Raw genomic sequence first — 20,112 nt, forward strand, 5'->3', positions numbered from 1 at the left:
ATTTTTTATTGGTTTTAGGTAATTAAGTATTTATTTGTAATAATAAATCACTTGAGCCTTGACCACCCAACCAAAAAAACCTGATTGCCCCAAATGCGGCAACCCTTACCACTATCAAATGCATCGGGGCTGGCTTTTCAAGCTGATCTCGCCTATTTATCCCATTAAGAAATACTTTTGCGCCAAATGCATGAAAGCGAGGCTTGTGCGTAAAAACGGCAAAACCATTGGTTAAAGCCACCTTATAATCGCTTATTAAGCTTATCATAAAATTATTATAAACACTTGTTTAATATTTGGTACGAGTTTTGACCAATTAGCAATTGAATAGAAAAGTGGATTTAGTGCAGATAATATTAATTTATAATAAGATACAAAATAATGAGACGGATATTAGCGGTGGATGACAATAACGACATTTTAGAAGTGCTTCAGTTTATACTGGAAGATTCCGGCTATAAAGTGGATACACTGAGCGACGGCCACCACCTTTTTGATAAGATAAGCGAAAACCAACCTGATTTAATATTGCTTGACATTATGCTGGGCAATATGGATGGCCGTGAGCTATGCAGAGAGGTTAAAAGCAAATTCGAAACAAATAATATACCCGTTATATTAATTTCGGCAAGCCACGACCTGGCAGGTACGCTTTCGCAAAAAGGATCGCCTGATGCTTTTATTTCGAAACCATTCGATATTAACGTACTTTTGAATACCGTGAGGCATCATCTTGCCGCATAATCAGCTTCAAATTACTTTAAAGTTTTCCACAGGTATATAATATAAAGCAGTATTTTCGTTAAAAAATTGTTTTCCACATTTGTGAATTAGTAATGTGGATTGCATTTTTGCGGTTTAGCTATTTTAGCGCATCGTTAGTACGCACTTTATGATAAAACTTAAATATATTACCCTGCCTGTAGCAGTTTTATTTGTATTAGAATCACGTGCCCAGCAAAATCCATCGTCTCAAATCTACAAAACTTACCACACTGGGCTCGACCTGCTGAACAAAGGTAAATATGTAGCCGCGGCCGAGCAATTCAGACTGGTTGAGGATTCGAGGATAAAAACCACCACGCAATCGAAATTTGAATCGGAAGTATCTCTTATTAAAGAAGATGCCTATTATTACGAAGCTTTGTGCGCGCTTGAATTAGGCAGCGATAATGCCGAAAGCCTTTTCCTGAAGTTCAGCAAAGAACATCCGGAAAACCCGCTTACCAAAATGGCATTCTTCCAAATAGGTAAATCGTACTTTAAACAAGGTAAATACACCGAAGCTCTCACTTGGTTTGATAAGGTAGAAGCCGGCGAACTAAGCGGCCGCGACAATACCGAATACAAGTTCCGTAAAGGTTACGCCTACTTCGCTACCGAAGATTACAAGAACGCGCAAGCGCTTTTCAGTGAGGTAAAAAACAAGCGTTCGCCTTATACCGAGGATGCTACTTACTACTTCGCTTACATCGCTTACCTCAATACCGATTACCATTTGGCATTGGTAAACTTTGAAAAGCTGAAGAACTCTAAAAAATTCGAGAACAGTTACCCGTATTATATTTCGGCTGTTTACTTTTTAGATAAGCGTTATGATGATGTGCTTAACTACGCCATCCCAATCATTAACCGCACCAAGCAACAGCACGAAACCGAAATGCTGCGCATCATTGGCGCATCGTACTTCGCTAAAAACAACTACCCTAAGGCGGTTGAATACTATACCCGTTTCCAAAGCCAGGATCAGGGTAAAACCCAAAACACGCAGGATAGCTACCAGATAGGTTACGCGCTTTACAAGGTTAATGATTATGCAAAATCGGCAACCGAACTAAAGAAACTGATAGGCCAGAATGATGTATACAGCCAAAACGGTAACTACATACTGGGCGATGTATTTTTGAAACTGAACGATAAGCAGGGCTCACGCAACGCTTACTTCGCTGCATCAAGGTTAAGCTTTGATAAAACATTGCAGGAAGACGCTTTGTACAACTACGCCAAGTTATCTTACGAACTCGATTTTAATACCCAGGCATTAGAAGCTACCCGTACTTATCTTAAAAACTATCCACGCAGCAAAAGGCTGGAAGAGGTAAAGATATTATTGGGCGAAGCCTTACTTAACTCGCATAACTACAAAGAGGCGGTTGAGATACTGGAGCCTATTCCTAACAAATCTATCAGCGCTAAAACGGCTTACCAAAAGGTGACCTATTTCCGCGGATTGGAGTTTTATAATGAGCGTGCCTTTGAAAATGCCATTGGTATATTCCTGCGGTCGTTAAACAGCGCGGTTGATCCTAAAACCACTGCCCTAACCACCTACTGGATGGCCGAGGCGATGTACGAGGTGCGCAAATACGGCGAATCGGTAGAGAACTTCGAGAAGTTTTTGGATATGCCCGAGGCAAAAGAAACCAGTGTAAGCAATTACGCTAACTACGCTTTAGCTTACGCAGCGTTCTACGGTGAGCAATACCCTAAGGCAGCCCGTTATTTCGAGCGCTTTTTACAAGGCGGCGAAAAGGATGTAAATACAACTAACGATGCGGTTACCCGTTTGGGCGATAGCTATTTTGTAATGAAAAGCTATACCAACGCCTTAACTTATTATAACAGGATCATCGCGCAGCGCAGTCCGGGTGAAGATTACGCCTTATTTCAGCGTGGTATGATACAGGGTTTACAGGGTAGCCTGGATACCAAGATCAGTACCCTGAATGATGTACTGGCCAAGTTCCCGAACTCTGATTACGCGGATGATTCATCTTTCGAGATCGCTTATACCTACTTCTTGAAAACGGATGGTGAACGCGCCAAAACCGACCTGAATGCCATGATACAAAAGTATCCGAGCAGCAGCTACGTACCGCGTGCGCTGGTAACTATCGGTTTAATTGATTACAACAACAACCAGGATGACCTCGCTGTTGAGTCATTTAAAAAGGTAGTTCAGGATTACTCATCAACCGATGAGGCTAAACAGGCATTGAAACAGGTAGAGAAAATTTATACCGATAAGGGTGACGCGCAAACGTTCATCAACTACGCCGGTACAACTTCTATAGGTAACTACACCACGGCAGATCAGGAGAACATCATGATCACCGCCGCCAATAACCTGTACCTGAAAGCCGACTGGCAGGGTACCGTGAACGCGGTGAATGCTTACCTGGATAAATTCCCGTCGAAACAGATCTACGATAAACAGGCGAGGTACCTGCGTGCGCAGGCATTGGTTAACCTTGATCGTCCGCAGGAAGCCGTAGTTGATTACAACTTCATCCTGAATGACTGGACAAGTGCTTACACCGAGAAATCGCTGATCAGCATGGCTAAGTTGTATATCGCCCAAAAGAAATATAATGATGCCGTGGTATTCCTGAAAAGACTGGAAACCAACTCTGAATACAAAGCCGATTATACTTACGCCCTTAATACTTTGTTGATGTGCTACGCACAGATGGAAATGTCTGACGATGTGCTGAAATACGTAGCACTGGTAAGGCAAAACGAGAAGACCGCGCAGGAGGACAAGTTTAAAACAGGTTTATACGCCGGTCAGGCTCACCTGCAATTGGGTGATACCACCGCCGCTGTTAAAGAGTTTGATTATACTGTAAGCAATACCAAAACCATTGCCGCGGCCGAAGCCAAATACAACGTAGCCAATATTGAATACCTGAAAGGCAAATACAAGGCATCGCAAAAAACATGTTTTGATTTGGTGAAAGAGTTGCCCAACTATGATTACTGGGTAGCCAAAACCTACATTCTGTTAGCTGATAACTATGTGGCTTTAAAAGATGATTTTCAGGCAAAAGCTACACTACAGAGTGTGATAGATAATTATAAAGGTGATGATGATGTATTGCCTACTGCCAAGCAAAAGCTGGAAAAACTGAGTCCGGGTAAGAAAACCACCACGACCACCGGCGCTGCCAAAAAGAAAGCGAACATTAAAGAGGATGTGCAAAAACCGGCCGGTACAGACAGTACCGCTACACCGGATGCCACAAAACAAGATACACAGGATAACAAAGAACAATAAAAAGCGAGCAATGAAATTAAGATACAGCTATATACTATTTTCCTTACTTACGGCATTCTACTTTGTTCCTGCTGCTGCACAAGTAAAGAAGAAGGCTACTACCACTACAAAAAAGACTACCACGCCCGCATCGCAATCAACAGCTAAAAAACTGGGCGACGCGGCTGCCAAAGTAGTACAGGATACCACCAAAAAAGGCGGCAATAATAATACGCCTGATAAAGGCACCAGCAGCCTGTCGGAAGAGATTGTGGTAACCACCTCATACAAACCGGTACTGGCCGACGCGGTAAAGATCCGCAGAAACCCTGATCTGGAAGATAAAAGTCCGTTCAAGGCACCGTTGAGCTATACTACCTTAGATAAAAGACTGGACAAAGACAACGAGATACAACAGCTGGAAGCCATGAAAAGGCCGCCGGAGCAGGACTCTATCCCGAGCAATAACTACGCTAAGGTAGGTTTGGGCAGCATGAAAACCACCTTCGCCGAAGGCTACTTTGCCAATGGTAAAGATGAGGCCTTGCAGGTAGGCGGCTATGTAAAACACTTCGCCCAAAAAGGCAGCGATTTTAACAAGCAGAATGAAAGCCGCAATGAGTTAGGCGTATTCGGTAAAACCATACTGGCCGAAAATACACTACGCGGTACCATCAATTACAAACGCAGGGCTGTAAACTTTTTCGGTTACAACCGCGATTCTGCACTGCTTGATTTCAACCCGCTGAAACAACATTTCAGTACGCTAAGCGCCGAAGGTGAGCTAACCAAAAACTATAAAGATGTAGAGAACGATTTCACCTACGCTTTAAAACTGAATGGTTACTTATTTAATAACGCTTACAAGGCTAAAGAGAACAACGTAGTAATATCGGGTTTCCTGAACCAAACGGTTAAGCAATTTTATGCAGGTTTGGCTGCTTCGTTAGATCTAAGCACGCAAAAGGATAGCCTGTACTCGTACAACAACAGCCTGGTAAGGTTAAACCCTTACATCAAATTTCAGGGCGAAAATTATAAGATTGACGCGGGTGTAAGCATCGTTAAAGAATTTGGCGTAAGCAGCCGTTTCTTCCTGTTTCCTGCTGCCAAGCTGGAGTTCCAGGTAATACCTAAATACGTACGTTTATTTGCCGAAGCCAAAGGAGATGTAAACAAGGCATCGTTACGCGATTTCTCTGAAACCAACCCATACATCGGCGAAAACATCGCCATTAAAAACTCGGTTGATCAGTTTGATGTGAGCGTAGGTTTAAAAGGTACGCTGGCGCCGGGTTTAGGCTTTAAGGCTACCTTCTTCCGTAACAGCATTAAGGATATGGCCTTGTTTGTTAACAATTTCGATCGTGCCCTTGGTTATAACAACAAGTTTGGTGTTATTTATGATGACGGCCGTTCGCGCGTTAGCGGTTTCAATGGCGAATTGGATTTTAAAGCTACCGACGACCTGAGCATATTTGGCCGCGTGGAGTTTAAAGACTTTAAAATGGCCAGCGAAGCGCAAGCCTGGAACATGCCTAAGTTTAAACTGACTGCCGGTACCGTTATCCGTATCAGCAATAAGGTGAACATTAATGGTTCAATGCTGATCCGTGGTAATACTTACGACAGGTTCCTGACTGATGCTACCGGTGCGCCGCTGGCTCAACAGGCTCCAATATCGATAAAATCGTTTGTTGACCTTAACGGCGGCGTGGAGTACAAAGCCACCAAGCAGCTTTCGGTATTTGTACAGGTGAACAACTTGCTGAGCAACACTAATCCAACATGGTTATATTATAATAACTACGGATTTAATATCTTTGGCGGCGTTGGATATGCCTTTTAGTTTTTTGAAGTTTTATAATTAAACGTACTTTTGCCAGAATGGATGTAGCCTATTATTTAAGCGAAATACTGGGGCAACAGGGCGAAGTGAACGTGCCCGGGTTGGGCTCTTTTACGCAGGTACGTATAAACGGCTACTATAACGAGCAGGAGAACACTTTTTATCCGCCACATAACGAGTTGCAACTTAAACAGCAGGCAACGCAGGATGTGGCAGATGATACGCTGGCCTTATATATAGCCGGCAAAAAGAATATATCGCTTTCGTCGTCAAAGTTTTTTACCGATAAGTACATTGATGCTTTAAAGCAGGAAGCATTAAACGGCGAAGCACCCATAGGTAACCTTGGCTGGTTACGTGCAGGGCAATCGGGCTTTTTGTTCAGGGCTAAAAATAACGCGGGTAATGATCCTGCTTTTTTAGGCCTCCCCGCGTTACAATTACGTAAGGTAAATGAGCAGCCAGAACCGGCGCAACCTATTCCGGATATTTCTTCAACACCTATAACACCGCAGCAGGTACAGGTAACTGAACCTGAAGCATCTGTACAGGCAGAAGAAGTACTACCTGTTTACGAGGAAATGAAACCAATGAGCGCCTTACTGATCACCGCGATAGTGATCGGTATTTTGTTATTGATATTTGGTGGTATATATATGTATAAACCATCGTTATTTACAGGCGAGCAAAAGCAACAGGTGGCAGCGAAAGCCCCCGCGCAACCGGAGCAGCCTATAGCTGTGGATACCATTACCGCGGATAGTTCAGGAATGGATACCGCTGGACAGGCAGTAAGCAAACCGGTTGATACCGTGGCAAAAACAGCAACGCCTGCTAAAACCGCAACACCAGCGGCCAAGGATACGGCAAAAAAGACACCGGCGGTTAAACCACAGGCAGCAGCAGCCGTCATACCAAAAAATGATACCTTAAACCGTAAGCATTACGAGATAATGGGCGGCGCGTTTAAAACGCAGGATAAGGCCGAGCAGATAATGGCCAATTACCGTAAAATGGGCTTAAAGCCAAGGATATTACAACATGCCGGCGGCAAATTATTTAAGATAACATTAGGCACTTACTTTACTGCCGAAGAAGCTGATAAGGGTTTAGAAGCCATTATTAAAGGCACTAAAGTGAAAGAGAAAGAAATATATATACAAACCTATAATTCCAAACAATGAGTTTATTATTAGCACAGATAACAGATACAGCAAACAAACTGGTAGATACAGCCAACCGTGCCGCGCAGCAACTGCCTGTAGTGCCTGCAGAAGAACTGCGCTTTGGCGACCTGCTGATAAAAGGTGGCTGGGTGATGATACCCATTGGAATTTTAGCGGTATTGGGTCTGGTGATTTTTTTCGAACGTTTCTTTACCATTCGTAAGGCATCAAAAGATGAATCTAACTTAATGGTACAGGTACGGTCGAGCATTATTTCGGGCAACCTGCAATCGGCTATCGCTATTTGCCGCAACAGCAACTCGCCACTGGGCCGTATGCTGCAAAAAGGTTTATTACGTATCGGTCGCCCAATAAAAGATATTGAAGGCGCTATCGAAAACGTAGGCAAGCTTGAAGTATCAAAACTGGAAAAAAACATAGGCATCATCGGTATAGTTGCCGGTATTGCGCCCATGTTTGGTTTCCTGGGAACCATAGCGGGTGTAATCAAGATCTTTTATGATATATCGAAAACCGATAACATCAGTATGGGTGTTATATCAGGTGGTTTATATGTTAAGATGGTTACTTCGGCAGCCGGTTTATTTGTGGGTATCGTAGCTTATATTTGTTATCATATATTGAATATGATGGTTGATAAAGTGATATTGAAACTGGAAACCGACGCGATTGAATTTATTGACCTGTTAGAAGAACCCAGCAAATGAATTTAAGAAAAAGACATAGAGGTGCATCTGCCGAGGTACATACTTCGGCCATGAACGATATCATGTTTTTCCTGCTGCTTTTCTTCCTTATCGCGTCAACGGTAACCAACCCGAACGTGATCAAGCTGGTACTGCCTAAGTCATCATCAGGCCAATCGGTATCAAAAAAGACGGTAACAGTATCAATAACCAAAGATCTGCGTTATTATGTAGATAAGCAGGAAATAACTATTGATCAACTGGAAGGCATTTTGCAGCAAAAGAAAACTTTGGCAACAGAATTGACCATTGTTTTACATGTAGACGAAACCGTAGCCATACAAGATGTGGTACAGGTAATGGATATAGCACAAAAACAGAACATAAAACTGGTACTGGCAACAAAACCCAAGGCCTAAGTAAGGGTACTTGATACCCGGCACTAATTACTTGATACTAAAAACAGATGGATTACCGCGAAGAAAATAACTATCCAAAGGCGTTCCTGGCAACAGGGATCATACTTGCTGTGGTTATTGCCATGAGTTATTTTATCGTTTTTCATAATTTACCAAAAGAGGAAGACGGCACAGGCGGTATACTGGTAAACTACGGTACGGTTGATGAAGGTATGGGCGATGATTACATGAGCACCGAAGAACCTTCAGTTGCCGAAAAGGCCAACAAATCAAAACCAGATAAAGTTACCCCCGAGCCACCTACCGAAGAAAAGGTACAGGCCCAGAACAGCGATAAAGAGGTAGTTACCCAAAATAACGAAGATGCCCCGGAAGTAGTGGCTAATACCAAAAAGCCGAGCACTACCGTTGCTACCCAGCCTACCAAAGCCGAAAGCAAACCAACTGTTAACCAAAATGCCCTGTATTCGGGTAAAAAGAATAATGGTACAGGTGAGGGCGATGGTACCGGCAGCACCCCGGGTAACCAGGGTAAAAAGACAGGCACTACCCTCACCGATAATTACGATGGTACAGGATCGGGCAATGGCGGGAATCTGAGCGAAATGCCGCAGCGTAACTTTGTGAGCCGCCCATCTGTTGATGATGGTAACAGGCAAAGCGGTAAAGTGGTATTGGATATACAGGTAGATAAAGAAGGTAATGTAACCAAAGCAGAGGCTGGTCGTGGTACTACCATATCTGATTACGCGCTTATTCAAAAATGTATAAACGCGGTGAAGCGCTCAAAAATTAACGCTTCAGAAACAGCTGCCGATACACAAACAGGTAAAGTGGTTTTCGTATTCAAGTTGAACTAAGGTATAACCTTAACCACTTCGCCTTCAATGTTTCTCTTGGCTTTTAAATCTCCACACAATAGATAAAATCTCTGTGTAACTCTGTGCAAACCTCTGTGCCCTCTGTGGTAAAAAACAGTAGAATTAACCACAGAGATCACAAAGAAAGAAACACGAAGTTACACAGAGCCTTTCAATAGTAAATAGCGTGTGGTTGGGGTATTGAGGCGCGACATTTCACTTTCAGAGTCACTTGGGTTTCAACCCTTATGGTCTTTTCAAACACCAATGATATATACAAAGCTGTGATTCATTTAAAGGCACAGCTTTTTTGTGTTTAGCCTATGCAAAATTAAAATGATGCGTCGTCAACACTTATCTTAAATAATTACAGCAAGCTTTCTTACTTTTGGGCATCAGATGCAGGTCATCTTCACAGTAAAATGAACTACCAGGATACGCTCCAATACCTATATAACCAGCTGCCCATGTTTACACGCCTGGGTGCCGCTGCCATTAAAAACGACCTGAGTAACACGCTTGCGCTGTGCAAAATTTTAGATGATCCGCAGCATAAATTTAAAAGCATACACATTGCCGGTACCAACGGTAAAGGTTCCAGCTCGCACATGCTGGCCGCCATACTGCAAACCGCGGGTTACAAAACAGGGTTGTATACCTCACCCCATTTAAAAGACTTTCGCGAACGGATCCGCATTAACGGGCAAATGATATCCGAACAAACGGTGATCGATTTCGCGGCTAATTATAAGGCAGATTTTGAACGCATAGAACCTTCGTTTTTTGAAATGACGGTGGCCTTGACCTTTGATGTTTTCGCAAAGGAAGAAGTGGATATAGCCGTAGTTGAAGTTGGCCTGGGCGGACGGCTGGATTCCACCAATGTGATCACTCCCCTGCTCTCGTTAATCACCAATATAGGCTGGGATCATATGAATATCCTGGGTGACACACTGCCGAAGATAGCGGCCGAAAAAGCGGGTATCATTAAGCCCAACATCCCTGTGATCATCAGTGAGCAGCAACCGGAAACAAGAGCTGTATTTGTGGATAAGGCTAAAGCCGAGAATGCCCCGATCACATTTGCATCCGAACTGTGGGATGTGGAAGAAGAAACAGCGCCTGTATCCGGATACCATGCCTTTAAAAATCTGATAGTAAGCCATAAAACTGAGGATATAGGCTACCAGTTACGGGTTGACCTGACAGGCAGTTATCAGCTTAAAAATATAAAAGGGGTGCTAACCGCTGTAGATGAATTGCGCAGGCAAGGATTCGTCATTACATCTCAGCACATACAAACCGCAATGCAACAGGTGAAATCCCTTACCGGTTTACATGGCCGCTGGGAGGTGTTAAGCACCGAACCATTTACGATATGCGATACCGGCCACAACCCGAACGGTATAGAGGAAGTACTGAAAAACATTGCGGATATCAGCTATCATAAGCTCCACTTTGTAATAGGCATGGTGAACGATAAGGATATTACCAAAGTACTGGCCATGCTGCCGAAAGATGCCACCTACTATTTTTGCAAACCGGATATCCCGCGTGGACTGGATGCAGAGGCTTTACAGCAAAGCGCGAAAGATTTTAACTTGAATGGCGAGCATTACCCTTCTGTAAACGCGGCACTAAAAGCTGCACAATCACAAGCCGGTGCTAACGATCTGGTATTTGTGGGAGGCAGTACTTTTGTAGTTGCCGAAGTGGTATAAATTATTCCCTCTTATTTCACAGCGATGTGACATTATCTTTTTACGAATAATCAGCTCGAAACTTTATTTTTACCCTCAAACCAATACACTGTTTATGACATATCAGCCCTCACCTACCCGGTACCAAAATATGGAATACCGCCGCTGCGGAAACAGCGGCATCAAGCTTCCGGCAATTTCGCTGGGCTTATGGCACAATTTCGGCCATGTAGATGTTTCCGATAATTTTCAGAAAATCCTGCACCTTGCCTTTGACAGCGGTATTACCCACTTCGATTTGGCCAACAATTACGGCCCCCCTCCGGGTTCGGCCGAAGAGAATTTTGGTCGCATCCTGAAAGAGGATTTCCGTGGCTACCGTGATGAAATGATCATTTCGAGCAAGGCAGGTTATACCATGTGGGATGGTCCTTACGGCGACTGGGGTTCTAAGAAATATTTGGTTGCCAGTTTAGATCAAAGCCTGAAACGGATGGGATTAGATTACGTAGATATCTTCTACCATCACCGCCCCGACCCTGAAACGCCACTGGAAGAAACCATGGCAGCGTTAGACCTTATTGTTCGCCAGGGGAAAGCTTTGTATGCAGGCATCTCCAACTATCCGGCCGAAGAAGCAGCGAGAGCCATCAGCATATTAAAAGAGCTGGGCACGCCGTGCCTTATCCATCAGCCTAAATACTCTATGTTTGAGCGCTGGGTAGAAGGCGGATTATTAGATGTACTGGAAAAAGAAGGCGTAGGTTGTATCCCGTTCTCACCATTGGCGCAGGGCTTGCTTACCAACAAATACCTGCACGGCATCCCCGAAGATTCAAGGGCAGCCAAATCAAGCGGCCACTTGCAAACCGACCAAGTAACCCCCGAGCGTATCAACCAGATCAAGTCATTAAATGACATAGCGGTACAACGCGACCAGTCGTTAGCCCAAATGGCCCTGGCCTGGTTGCTGAAAGATAACCGCGTAACAACCGTACTGATAGGCGCCAGCAAACCCGCACAACTTGCCGACTCATTAAAAGCGCTGGATAATATTCAGTTTAGTACCGAAGAATTAAGCAGGATAGAGGAGATTTTGAAATAAGGTTAAATTGATTAAAAACCAGTGTCATTGCGAGGCACGAAGCAATCGCGAACTATAAAGAACGATCATGCACAGCTACGAGATTGCTTCGTTCCTCGCAATGACAAATAGTATATAAAACAAGAAGGGCGGCCCATAGCAGGCCGCCCTTCTTGTTTTATACTTGGGTTATAATTAATAACCCGGGTTTTGTTTAAGCTTAGTATTCAACGACACTTGCTGCTGTGGAATTGCAAATAACTCCCTTGTTTTAGTGCTTGGCTGATGATCCCACCATGTTGCTGTAGTGAATTTACCAAAACGGATCATATCATCCCTGCGGAAACCTTCAAAGATGAATTCACGGCCCCGTTCTGCTAATAATTCATCCATAGTTAAGGTAGATGGCGTATAAGCGGCATCAGCCCAGTCGGCAGTTGTGTAAGCACGTTTTTTACAATCGTTGATTAGCTTAACAGCTTCGGCATTGGCACTGTTGCCATTTTTACGCATAATAGCTTCTGCTTTCGCAAAGTATATCCAGGTAAGGCGATACAGGTTCCAATCGGTACTATTATAATTAGGGTTAGGCGCTATACCACCAAAACCTAATACCTGGTTACCCAGTTTATACTTGTTAAAACGAACACCACTATTTTCTTCGCCATCGCTCATCGTTGATGACAATTGTGCTGGGTCTGTTCCGTTATCAGCCGCCTGTTTGTTTCTGCGGATATTATCAACAAATACTAATGGCTTTCCATCGTACTCATTACCACCTGTAGCTATTACAGGTTCATTATTATCAAAACGGAGTTGAGGCCCCTCAAGCAGCCATTCTTTCTTACGTTTATCTTTATCATTAAAGGTAGTATATACACCCGGTACTACCACCACCCCATCGTTTCCATTACGGCTACCGCCATATATTAAACTTTGGTTAAAGTGAAAGAATTCACCAGTCCAGGAAGGTTGAAAATTTGCTTTCTGAAATTCATAAGCAATAGAAAAAATCACTTCTTTTGACAGATTGTTAAGCGGTTTAAACTGATCGGTGATATTGCTATCCAATGCCATTGGGCCGTTTTGCCCGCCTGCACCGTTACTGATCAATTTATCGGCCGCAGCAATACATTCATCCCATCTTGGGGTACCTGTCCAAACTTCTGCATTTAAATAAAGTTCAACCAGCATAGCATAACCACCAGCTTCAGACATTCGCCCTAATTGCCCTTGTGTTTTTCCGGAAGTAAGTTTAGGTGCCTTATCAATATTATCCTTGATCTCTTTCTCTATAAAATCAAAAACTTCCTTACGTGTTGAATTCGCCGGATACTGATCTGTAGGTATCGGCTCCGATGGAGATTCAGTAACGATAGGAATATTTCCGAACAGATCCATCAGTTTCAAATAATGATAAGCTCTTAACAGCTTAAGTTCAGCCACGTACTGATCCTTTTCTTCCTGTGTTAAACCAATGGCAGCGGCATCACGTTTCTCAATATTTTGGATAGGAATATTACATAAACCAATACCCCAGTACATTAGTACCCATGCTTGATTCAATCCCGGTTCATCGTTAGTCCAGGTGTGATAATGAAGCCTTTTCCATTTACCACCATCTTCACCATGGCGCCCTTTGGTTGGCCAGGCCAGCTGATCTGCAGATATTTCGCTTGGCCGCCACCAGCCATCCTGCCCTGATGGTGTCGCCCAGGCATTAGCGTGAGTGTAAGGCCTTAATACGGCGGATATAATTTCGTTTTTATTATTGTAAAACTTATCACTGTTAAGTGTATCGTAGGTAGTTTCATCCAGTTTTGTACAGGCGTTAAGGCTTAATGCAGCTGCTGTAAAAACAATATATTTTAATGATTTATTAATCGATTTCATTTTTATTAGTTTAGAATCCAACGGTTAGGCCAAGTAAGAAAGAGCGTGTGCTCGGATAAGGGCCGCGACTATCAACCCCCGGGCCTGTGCCTGAGTCTGTGATAAAATCAGGATCATTACCACTGTATTTTGTAAACGTAGCCAGGTTTTGCCCGGTTACGTAAGCACGCATATTGCGGATAAACTTGGTTTTCAACTTGAATGTATAACCAAAAGTTATTTCATCAATTTTTACGAACGAGCCATTTTCCAGGTAATAATCTGAATACATAAATGTATCCTGAATTTGAGAATACTTGGTAAATGCAGTTCTTAACAGGTTGGTTTTACTTGCATATTTATTACCGTAAGATATGGCTGTGGTGTTGAGGATATCGTAATCAAATTTCCCTCGTAAAAATATGCGCAGATCAAAACCTTTGTAATTAAAAGTATTTGTCCATGAGGCATAATATTTTGGAATAGCATTACCTATTGGAGCAAGATCGGTAACACTGCGATCCTGCGAGTTGTTGATTTGATCATTACGCACCTTTTCGCCGTTACGGTTATAGAACAGCCATTTACCGTCATCAGTAAAACCGGCAAATCTTTTACCCCAAAACTGACCTAAAGGGCCGCCTTCGTATGTAGTGATAGCTTGCTGTAAATCACCTGCACCTCCAATATCACCAAACCTTCTAAATTCAACTTTAAATATATCATCAGAGTAAGAATCTAAAGTGTTTTTAGTTGTACTGGCAGTCAGGTCCATATTCCATCTGAAATCTTGCTTTTTGATGGCCGCGAAGCTAACCGCCAACTCAATACCCTTTGATGAAATTGTACCCACGTTAGCATAAATGGTTTCGCGTACATAGGGAGGCTGCGGCGTGGTATAAGTATCCAGCAGATCTTTAGTAGTACGTTTAAATACATCGAGGGAACCGCTTATACGGTTGTTGAATAAAGTGAAGTCGGCACCTATGTTTAACTCTTGTTTCTTCTCGTAGCGCAGGTTAGGGTTAGGGTTGCTGTTAGGGCCGTAAGTTTCGCGGTACTCCCCGTCAGGGTAAAGGTAGATACCACCCGTACCCAAAGTAACCAGCGATGCATAGTTATCAAAGCCCGAGTTACCCGTTATACCGTATCCTACACGAAGTTTCAGATTATTAACAAAGGTTAAATTCTTCATGAAATCCTCTTTGCTGATAGTCCAGCCGGCTGATGCCGCCGGAAAATAGCCCCATTTATGGTTAGCACCAAACCTGGAAGAACCTTCACGACGCAAAATAAACTGCGCCATATACTTATCGTTATAGGTATAGTTAACCCTGCCAAAGAATGCGATCAGCTTATCATCATTTTTAAAACTGGATATACCTGCTTTACCGGCAAGTATCTGGCTACCCGCCCCCAGGTTATTATCTTCAAAAAGATCGTTCAAAAAACCGTAATTGTTGGCACTGAAACCTTCGTTTTGATTGTACCGGTAACTGTAACCTAAAACACCGGCTATAGTATGCGCACCAAAAGTTTTGTTGTAGTTAATGGTAGGTTCAATAGCAAAATTTTGTGTTAATGAAGTTACACGCTCTGCATAACCGCCATTTTTATATATCTCGTTCTCTGTAGAAAACTCACCATTAACATCCCTGTAAATAGCGTCGATATAGCTGTTACGCTGGTACGATGTAAAAATTGAGCCTTTTAACCCCGGAATAATTTCCAGCTCAAGTTTACCATCAGCCGATGATGTTTGTTGCTGTCTTTTATATTTCTCCTGGTTTAAACGCGCTAACTGGTTAGTACTGGTAGTTTCAAAATAATAGCTGCCATCATCATTAAAATTTGAGTAAGTGGGATTTTTGGTCAGCTGCTCTTCCCAGCCGCCACCGCCTAACAAGTTGGCGTTATTGTAATTGGTGGCCAGGTTTATTTGAGCTGTAAGGCGGTCATCTAAACCTTTTTGATTAACACTTAGGCGTATGGTATACTCGCTGCGGTCGTTTTGCTTGGCAAAGCCCTGCAAATCGCGATAATTTATACTTGCCCTGTAGTTAGTTTTATTCGAACCACCTTGAAGGGATAAATTATGGTTTTGCGAAAGGTTATTCTTGTTTACCAGATCGTTAAAGAAATCGCTTGAGTATCCTTTATCTGTAGCATCCAGTTCGCCCGAATTAATTTTATCACGAAACTCAGAGGCAGTTAAAAAATCGGGCCTTTTGGCCAGGTACTCTCTTCTGAAATAGGTAGAATAATTAAACTGAGCCGGGCCTTCTTTGGCTTTCTTGGTAGTAATTAAAATTACACCTGCATTAGCGCTTGTACCGTAAATGGCGGCGCCAGATCCATCTTTCAAAACGTCAATAGATTCGATATCGTCCTGCTGTAACAGATCGAGGTTTCCTCCCGGGATACCATCAATAACGATTAAAGGACTGGCACTTCCTTTTAGTGTTACCACCCCACGTAATTGAATACCCACACCCGAATTTGGGTTTGAACCGCCGTTACGGCTAATTTGTAAACCGGCAATTTTACCCTGGATAAGGTCAAGTGCATTACGCGAACCGCTTTGCCTGAAATCGGACGTATCAGCATGGCCTGTTGCTGAGGTGATCTCCCCTTTCTTTTGTGAACCATAACCAATAACAACCACTTCGTTCAAACTTTTTGATTGCTCAGCCAGACTGATATTGAGCGTAGTTTGCGCACCAACAGGTACTTCTTTGGTAGTGTAGCCAATTGATGATATCACCAGCACGGCTTTATCATCGGGCACGGTGATGGAAAATTTACCGTTAACATCAGTAGCCACGCCTGTGGTTAAACCTTTTACCTTAATGGTAGCACCAATAACAGGTTCTTTAGTTTGATCGATAACGGTACCGGATACCTGCTTGCCCTGCGCGTAAACTTGCGTGGTAACTAACTGGCATATAAATAAGAAAAAGACAATGGAAAATGCCTTTAAGTGAGGGCTTGGTTTTAACGTACCATTTTTACAGCGCTTTGGTACATGCGCCGGGATAAAACTGCTTTTCATAAAAAAAATCGATAATAGGTGAACATCGCATATCAGAAATGATATACCAATAGTTTTAATTGGGGCCGCTAACCTAAAGCTAATTTTTTAAACTGCAAAAACACTTTTAAGTCAAAAGTATCTCAAAGATTAATATAAAGAACGTTTTTAGATATATTATTTCTTTTAATGATATTTAATGCTTAAAAAAGAAGCAATTTAATCTTCTCATACACAATGTTTAATAAAACTAAAAAAATAGTTATAATGATAAAATAACACCATAAATTATGTATCAAAAAAATTACAATAAAATCAAAATTTTGGCCTATTTACCGTTTTAGCAGATAAATATCCGGCTACTGTAAGATAATTTTGTGTTAAATAAATACCATCAATATATGATTTAACCTATAGAAAGGCAGGCTGCCGTAAACAGGTGGTTCAAAGCGGCATAAATAAGACAAATGCGTTAATTAATGTTAAATACAGCATGGATATTTGCATGGCAGTCATGCAGTTAATAATTTCATGGCACAATTGATACTTGTTATGAAACCCGTTGTAAAAAGATATATTTTTTGCGTACTGATAGCTATGCTGCTGTGGGCTTTTACCACATCGGCACAAATCTTTGAGGTGCCCGATTATAAGATAGAGAGCAAAGAGGATTACGCAAAATACGACGATGATATTATTAAAGCGACCGACTGGCTGCAACAAACCGAGTGGACAAAAGAAGTTGTAATACAATCAAACGCCACCAAATTTATATTTGATTGGATAGAGGGCAGCCCTGCGGTTACTGTTAGCATCAGCAAACCGTTGATGGACCTTACCGATAAGAACCCTAAGCTGCTGATGACCTTCATGTCGTTCTATGTTAAATACTCCTTACAACATAAGGCCGAGCCTGACAATAACAAAGCCAATATATACGCGATAAAAGCACTCATCAGTAAATACAAGACTGAGCCTACTCATAAAAAAGACAGCGATGTAGAAAAACTGCTGAAGCTTGATGCCGAAAACAAATTGGATGCCTGGGTAACTACAGATTTTGTTAAATCCTGATGCGATGATCAGATACGAAAAGAGCGGCAATTGAATAAACTACCGCTCTTTTTTACTAAACTGTTTCCTTTTTCTTTTTGGGCACTTTAGCGCCTTCTTTACGAGCTTCTGACAGGCCTATGGCCACGGCTTGCTTTTTACTGGTTACCTTTTTGCCGCTGCCGCTTTTCAGTTTGCCTTCCTTCATTTCGTGCATGGTTTCCTCAACCTTTTTCTGCGCTTTTTCTGAATACTTTGCCATAACATTTTCATTTAAGTAGATGATGTACAGCATGCAATTCTCCTGCCAAAAAATACGCTACCCTACCTTTTCAAGCCCATCAATATTTGTAGAATTGATGAGTTTAAGATGCTGTGTGATCTTTTCTACCGGCCAATTCCACCAGGCTATTTTGAGCAGGCGGCCGATACTTTCATCATCAAAACGTTTGCGGATCAGCTTTGCAGGGTTACCGCCCACAATGGCATAGTCGGGTACATCGCGGGTAACTACCGAGCCTGTGGCTATAACAGCGCCATTACCAATCTTAACGCCCGGCATTATGGTAGCTCCATGGCCTATCCATACGTCGTTGCCTACTGCCGTGTCACCTTTATAAGGATATTTAGCGGCATCAACACCTTCGTTGATCTTTTCCCAGCCATTACCAAATATGGCGAAGGGATAGGTAGAGATCGGGCTGATCTCGTGGTTAGCCCCATTCATGATGAACTTTGCACCGGAAGCTATGGCGCAAAATTTACCAATGATGAGTTTATCGCCAACAAAATCGAAGTGGTAAAGCACATTATTATTTTCGAAACCAAGTGGGTCAGCAAGGTCGTCGTAATAGGTAAAATCGCCCACCTCGATATTGGGACGTGTAATGATATTTTTGAGATATACCAGTTTAGTATACTGCTCCATGGGATACAGCGCGTTAGGGTTTGGTCCGTTTTGCATAACAAAAAGGGAATTAATAAGCGATGGATAAAAAGATTGATTAAACAGAAAGGCCCGCGATGTGACAATGTTACACAAAATATTTAAGCGAATACGCGGCAGGCCGTTATATTACCATCGGAGTAAAGTTTTAGCTTTTAAAGCGTTACAAAATTAAGTAAATTAGTAACACACTGCAAATTATCCCTATCTTCCCGAAACATATACCCCGCGGTGATGTTACATCAACTCGACTACTTTATGAAATAAAATTTACATGCCTGCTAAGAAAATTAACGCCCCTTTTTACGAAAGATTAGCCCTTGTATTGATAGGCCTCATCGCTTTAAGCTATTTGGTAATTTTAGGTAAGGAACTGCTGGATCCGCTGTTGTTCGGTTTCCTGTTCGCGGTACTGCTATTGCCTGTTTGCAATTTCTTTGAACGCAAATGCAAGCTGCCGCGCAGCGCGGCCTCTTTCCTGTCTATCATCGTTTTTGTGGGTGTTATAGGCGGCATACTTTATTTGGTAGGCTCGCAAATATCATCGCTGGCCAACGACTGGCCAATGCTAAAAACACAGGTTACGCAATCGCTCACCAGTATACAGGATTGGATAGAACTCACCTTCCATATCAATGCCAATAAACAGCTCAACTACGTACACGAAACCACGCAGAAGATAATGGAGTCGGGCACGGCGGTGCTGGGCACTACCTTTGGCGCGGTGTCGTCCCTTCTGCTGTTCTATATTTTTATACTGATATTCACCTTCTTCATCCTGTTTTACCGTACGCTGCTGTTTCGGTTTATAATGTGGGTATTTGACAAAGAATACTCAAAAACGGTATTTGATATTGTGGAGAATATACAAAGCATTTTGCGCCAGTATATTTTAGGTTTACTGCTGGAGATGATCGTGGTGGCATTCATCGCCTGTACGGCGTTCTGGCTTATCGGCATAAAGTATGCCGTGCTATTGGGCATTATTGTGGGGCTGTTCAACATCATTCCCTACATAGGTATATTTACGGCATTGCTGCTGAGCTGCATCATCACCTTCGCTACCGGTACTATTCCGCATACGGTTACAGTGGGTATTGCCGTGGTAGTGATCCACGCGGTTGATGCTAACTTTTTGCTGCCGGTTATCGTGGGCTCAAAGGTGCGGCTCAACGCGCTCATTACCTTTATTGGTATTATCGTAGGCGAAATGATATGGGGATTATCCGGCATGTTCCTTTCCATACCTATGATCGCCATTATGAAGATCATATTCGACCGGGTGGAAACCCTCAAACCGTGGGGTTACATCCTCGGCGGCGATTACGAGTACAAAGAAAAAGCGCAGGAAGAAATGAAAACCGAATAGTTACCTGCTTAAACGTACAG

General features: G+C 42.7%; 16 protein-coding genes. 11 read left to right on the forward strand and 5 right to left on the reverse strand.

The window, feature by feature from the left end; translation table 11 throughout:
* Positions 1–22 precede the first annotated feature (22 nt).
* Complete coding sequence (locus ABD894_RS21950; protein ID WP_345213229.1) at positions 23–268, reverse strand: hypothetical protein; 246 nt, start codon at positions 266–268, stop codon at positions 23–25.
* Positions 269–381: 113 nt separating this feature from the next.
* On the opposite strand from ABD894_RS21950, the gene ABD894_RS21955 reads away from it, so the two are divergent.
* From ABD894_RS21955 to mgrA, 9 genes are all read left to right on the forward strand, one after another.
* Entirely contained in the window at positions 382–744 is a 363-nt protein-coding gene (locus tag ABD894_RS21955) for a response regulator (RefSeq protein ID WP_345213230.1), read from the forward strand.
* Between the two features lie 148 nt (positions 745–892).
* A complete protein-coding gene (locus ABD894_RS21960) occupies positions 893–4,057 on the forward strand; it encodes a tetratricopeptide repeat protein (RefSeq protein ID WP_345213231.1) in 3,165 nt (1,054 codons plus the stop codon).
* Positions 4,058–4,067: 10 nt separating this feature from the next.
* Positions 4,068–5,885, forward strand: coding sequence for a TonB-dependent receptor (locus ABD894_RS21965; RefSeq protein ID WP_345213232.1), 1,818 nt, complete (start codon positions 4,068–4,070; stop codon positions 5,883–5,885).
* 38 nt (positions 5,886–5,923) lie between these two features.
* On the forward strand, positions 5,924–7,069 hold the full coding sequence (locus ABD894_RS21970; protein ID WP_345213233.1) for an HU domain-containing protein: 1,146 nt from the start codon (positions 5,924–5,926) through the stop codon (positions 7,067–7,069).
* Positions 7,066–7,779, forward strand: a complete 714-nt coding sequence (locus tag ABD894_RS21975; RefSeq protein ID WP_345213234.1) for a MotA/TolQ/ExbB proton channel family protein — start codon at positions 7,066–7,068, stop codon at positions 7,777–7,779. Before ABD894_RS21970 ends, ABD894_RS21975 begins: the two co-directional genes overlap by 4 nt.
* A complete protein-coding gene (locus ABD894_RS21980) occupies positions 7,776–8,177 on the forward strand; it encodes an ExbD/TolR family protein (RefSeq protein ID WP_345213235.1) in 402 nt (133 codons plus the stop codon). Before ABD894_RS21975 ends, ABD894_RS21980 begins: the two co-directional genes overlap by 4 nt.
* Before the next feature lie 47 nt (positions 8,178–8,224).
* Positions 8,225–9,037, forward strand: coding sequence for an energy transducer TonB (locus ABD894_RS21985; RefSeq protein WP_345213236.1), 813 nt, complete (start codon positions 8,225–8,227; stop codon positions 9,035–9,037).
* A gap of 422 nt (positions 9,038–9,459) precedes the next feature.
* Entirely contained in the window at positions 9,460–10,758 is a 1,299-nt protein-coding gene (locus ABD894_RS21990; protein WP_345213237.1) for a bifunctional folylpolyglutamate synthase/dihydrofolate synthase, read from the forward strand.
* 94 nt (positions 10,759–10,852) lie between these two features.
* Positions 10,853–11,842: an L-glyceraldehyde 3-phosphate reductase gene (mgrA, locus tag ABD894_RS21995; protein WP_345213238.1), complete on the forward strand. Its 990-nt coding sequence runs from the start codon at positions 10,853–10,855 to the stop codon at positions 11,840–11,842.
* Positions 11,843–12,016: 174 nt separating this feature from the next.
* On the opposite strand, the gene ABD894_RS22000 is transcribed toward mgrA, so the two are convergent.
* Together ABD894_RS22000 and ABD894_RS22005 are read right to left on the reverse strand one after the other, a co-directional pair.
* A complete protein-coding gene (locus ABD894_RS22000; RefSeq protein WP_345213239.1) occupies positions 12,017–13,714 on the reverse strand; it encodes a RagB/SusD family nutrient uptake outer membrane protein in 1,698 nt (565 codons plus the stop codon).
* A 10-nt stretch (positions 13,715–13,724) separates the two neighbouring features.
* Positions 13,725–16,745 carry a SusC/RagA family TonB-linked outer membrane protein gene (locus ABD894_RS22005; protein ID WP_345213240.1) on the reverse strand — a complete coding sequence of 1,007 codons (3,021 nt, stop codon included), beginning with the start codon at positions 16,743–16,745 and terminating at the stop codon, positions 13,725–13,727.
* Between the two features lie 531 nt (positions 16,746–17,276).
* Between ABD894_RS22005 and ABD894_RS22010 the strand changes: the two genes are divergently transcribed.
* Positions 17,277–17,798, forward strand: coding sequence for a hypothetical protein (locus ABD894_RS22010; RefSeq protein WP_345213241.1), 522 nt, complete (start codon positions 17,277–17,279; stop codon positions 17,796–17,798).
* A 55-nt stretch (positions 17,799–17,853) separates the two neighbouring features.
* On the opposite strand, the gene ABD894_RS22015 is transcribed toward ABD894_RS22010, so the two are convergent.
* Positions 17,854–18,039 (reverse strand): DUF6496 domain-containing protein, encoded by a 186-nt coding sequence (locus tag ABD894_RS22015; protein WP_345213242.1) that lies wholly within the window; start codon positions 18,037–18,039, stop codon positions 17,854–17,856.
* A gap of 57 nt (positions 18,040–18,096) precedes the next feature.
* Positions 18,097–18,741, reverse strand: coding sequence for a CatB-related O-acetyltransferase (locus ABD894_RS22020; protein WP_345213243.1), 645 nt, complete (start codon positions 18,739–18,741; stop codon positions 18,097–18,099).
* Positions 18,742–18,997: 256 nt separating this feature from the next.
* Here ABD894_RS22020 and ABD894_RS22025 point away from each other — a divergent pair, with 256 nt between their 5' ends.
* Positions 18,998–20,092 carry an AI-2E family transporter gene (locus ABD894_RS22025; RefSeq protein WP_345213244.1) on the forward strand — a complete coding sequence of 365 codons (1,095 nt, stop codon included), beginning with the start codon at positions 18,998–19,000 and terminating at the stop codon, positions 20,090–20,092.
* Positions 20,093–20,112: the final 20 nt, after the last annotated feature.

The sequence above is a fragment of the Mucilaginibacter gynuensis genome (assembly GCF_039541195.1).
GTDB lineage: Bacteria > Bacteroidota > Bacteroidia > Sphingobacteriales > Sphingobacteriaceae > Mucilaginibacter > Mucilaginibacter gynuensis.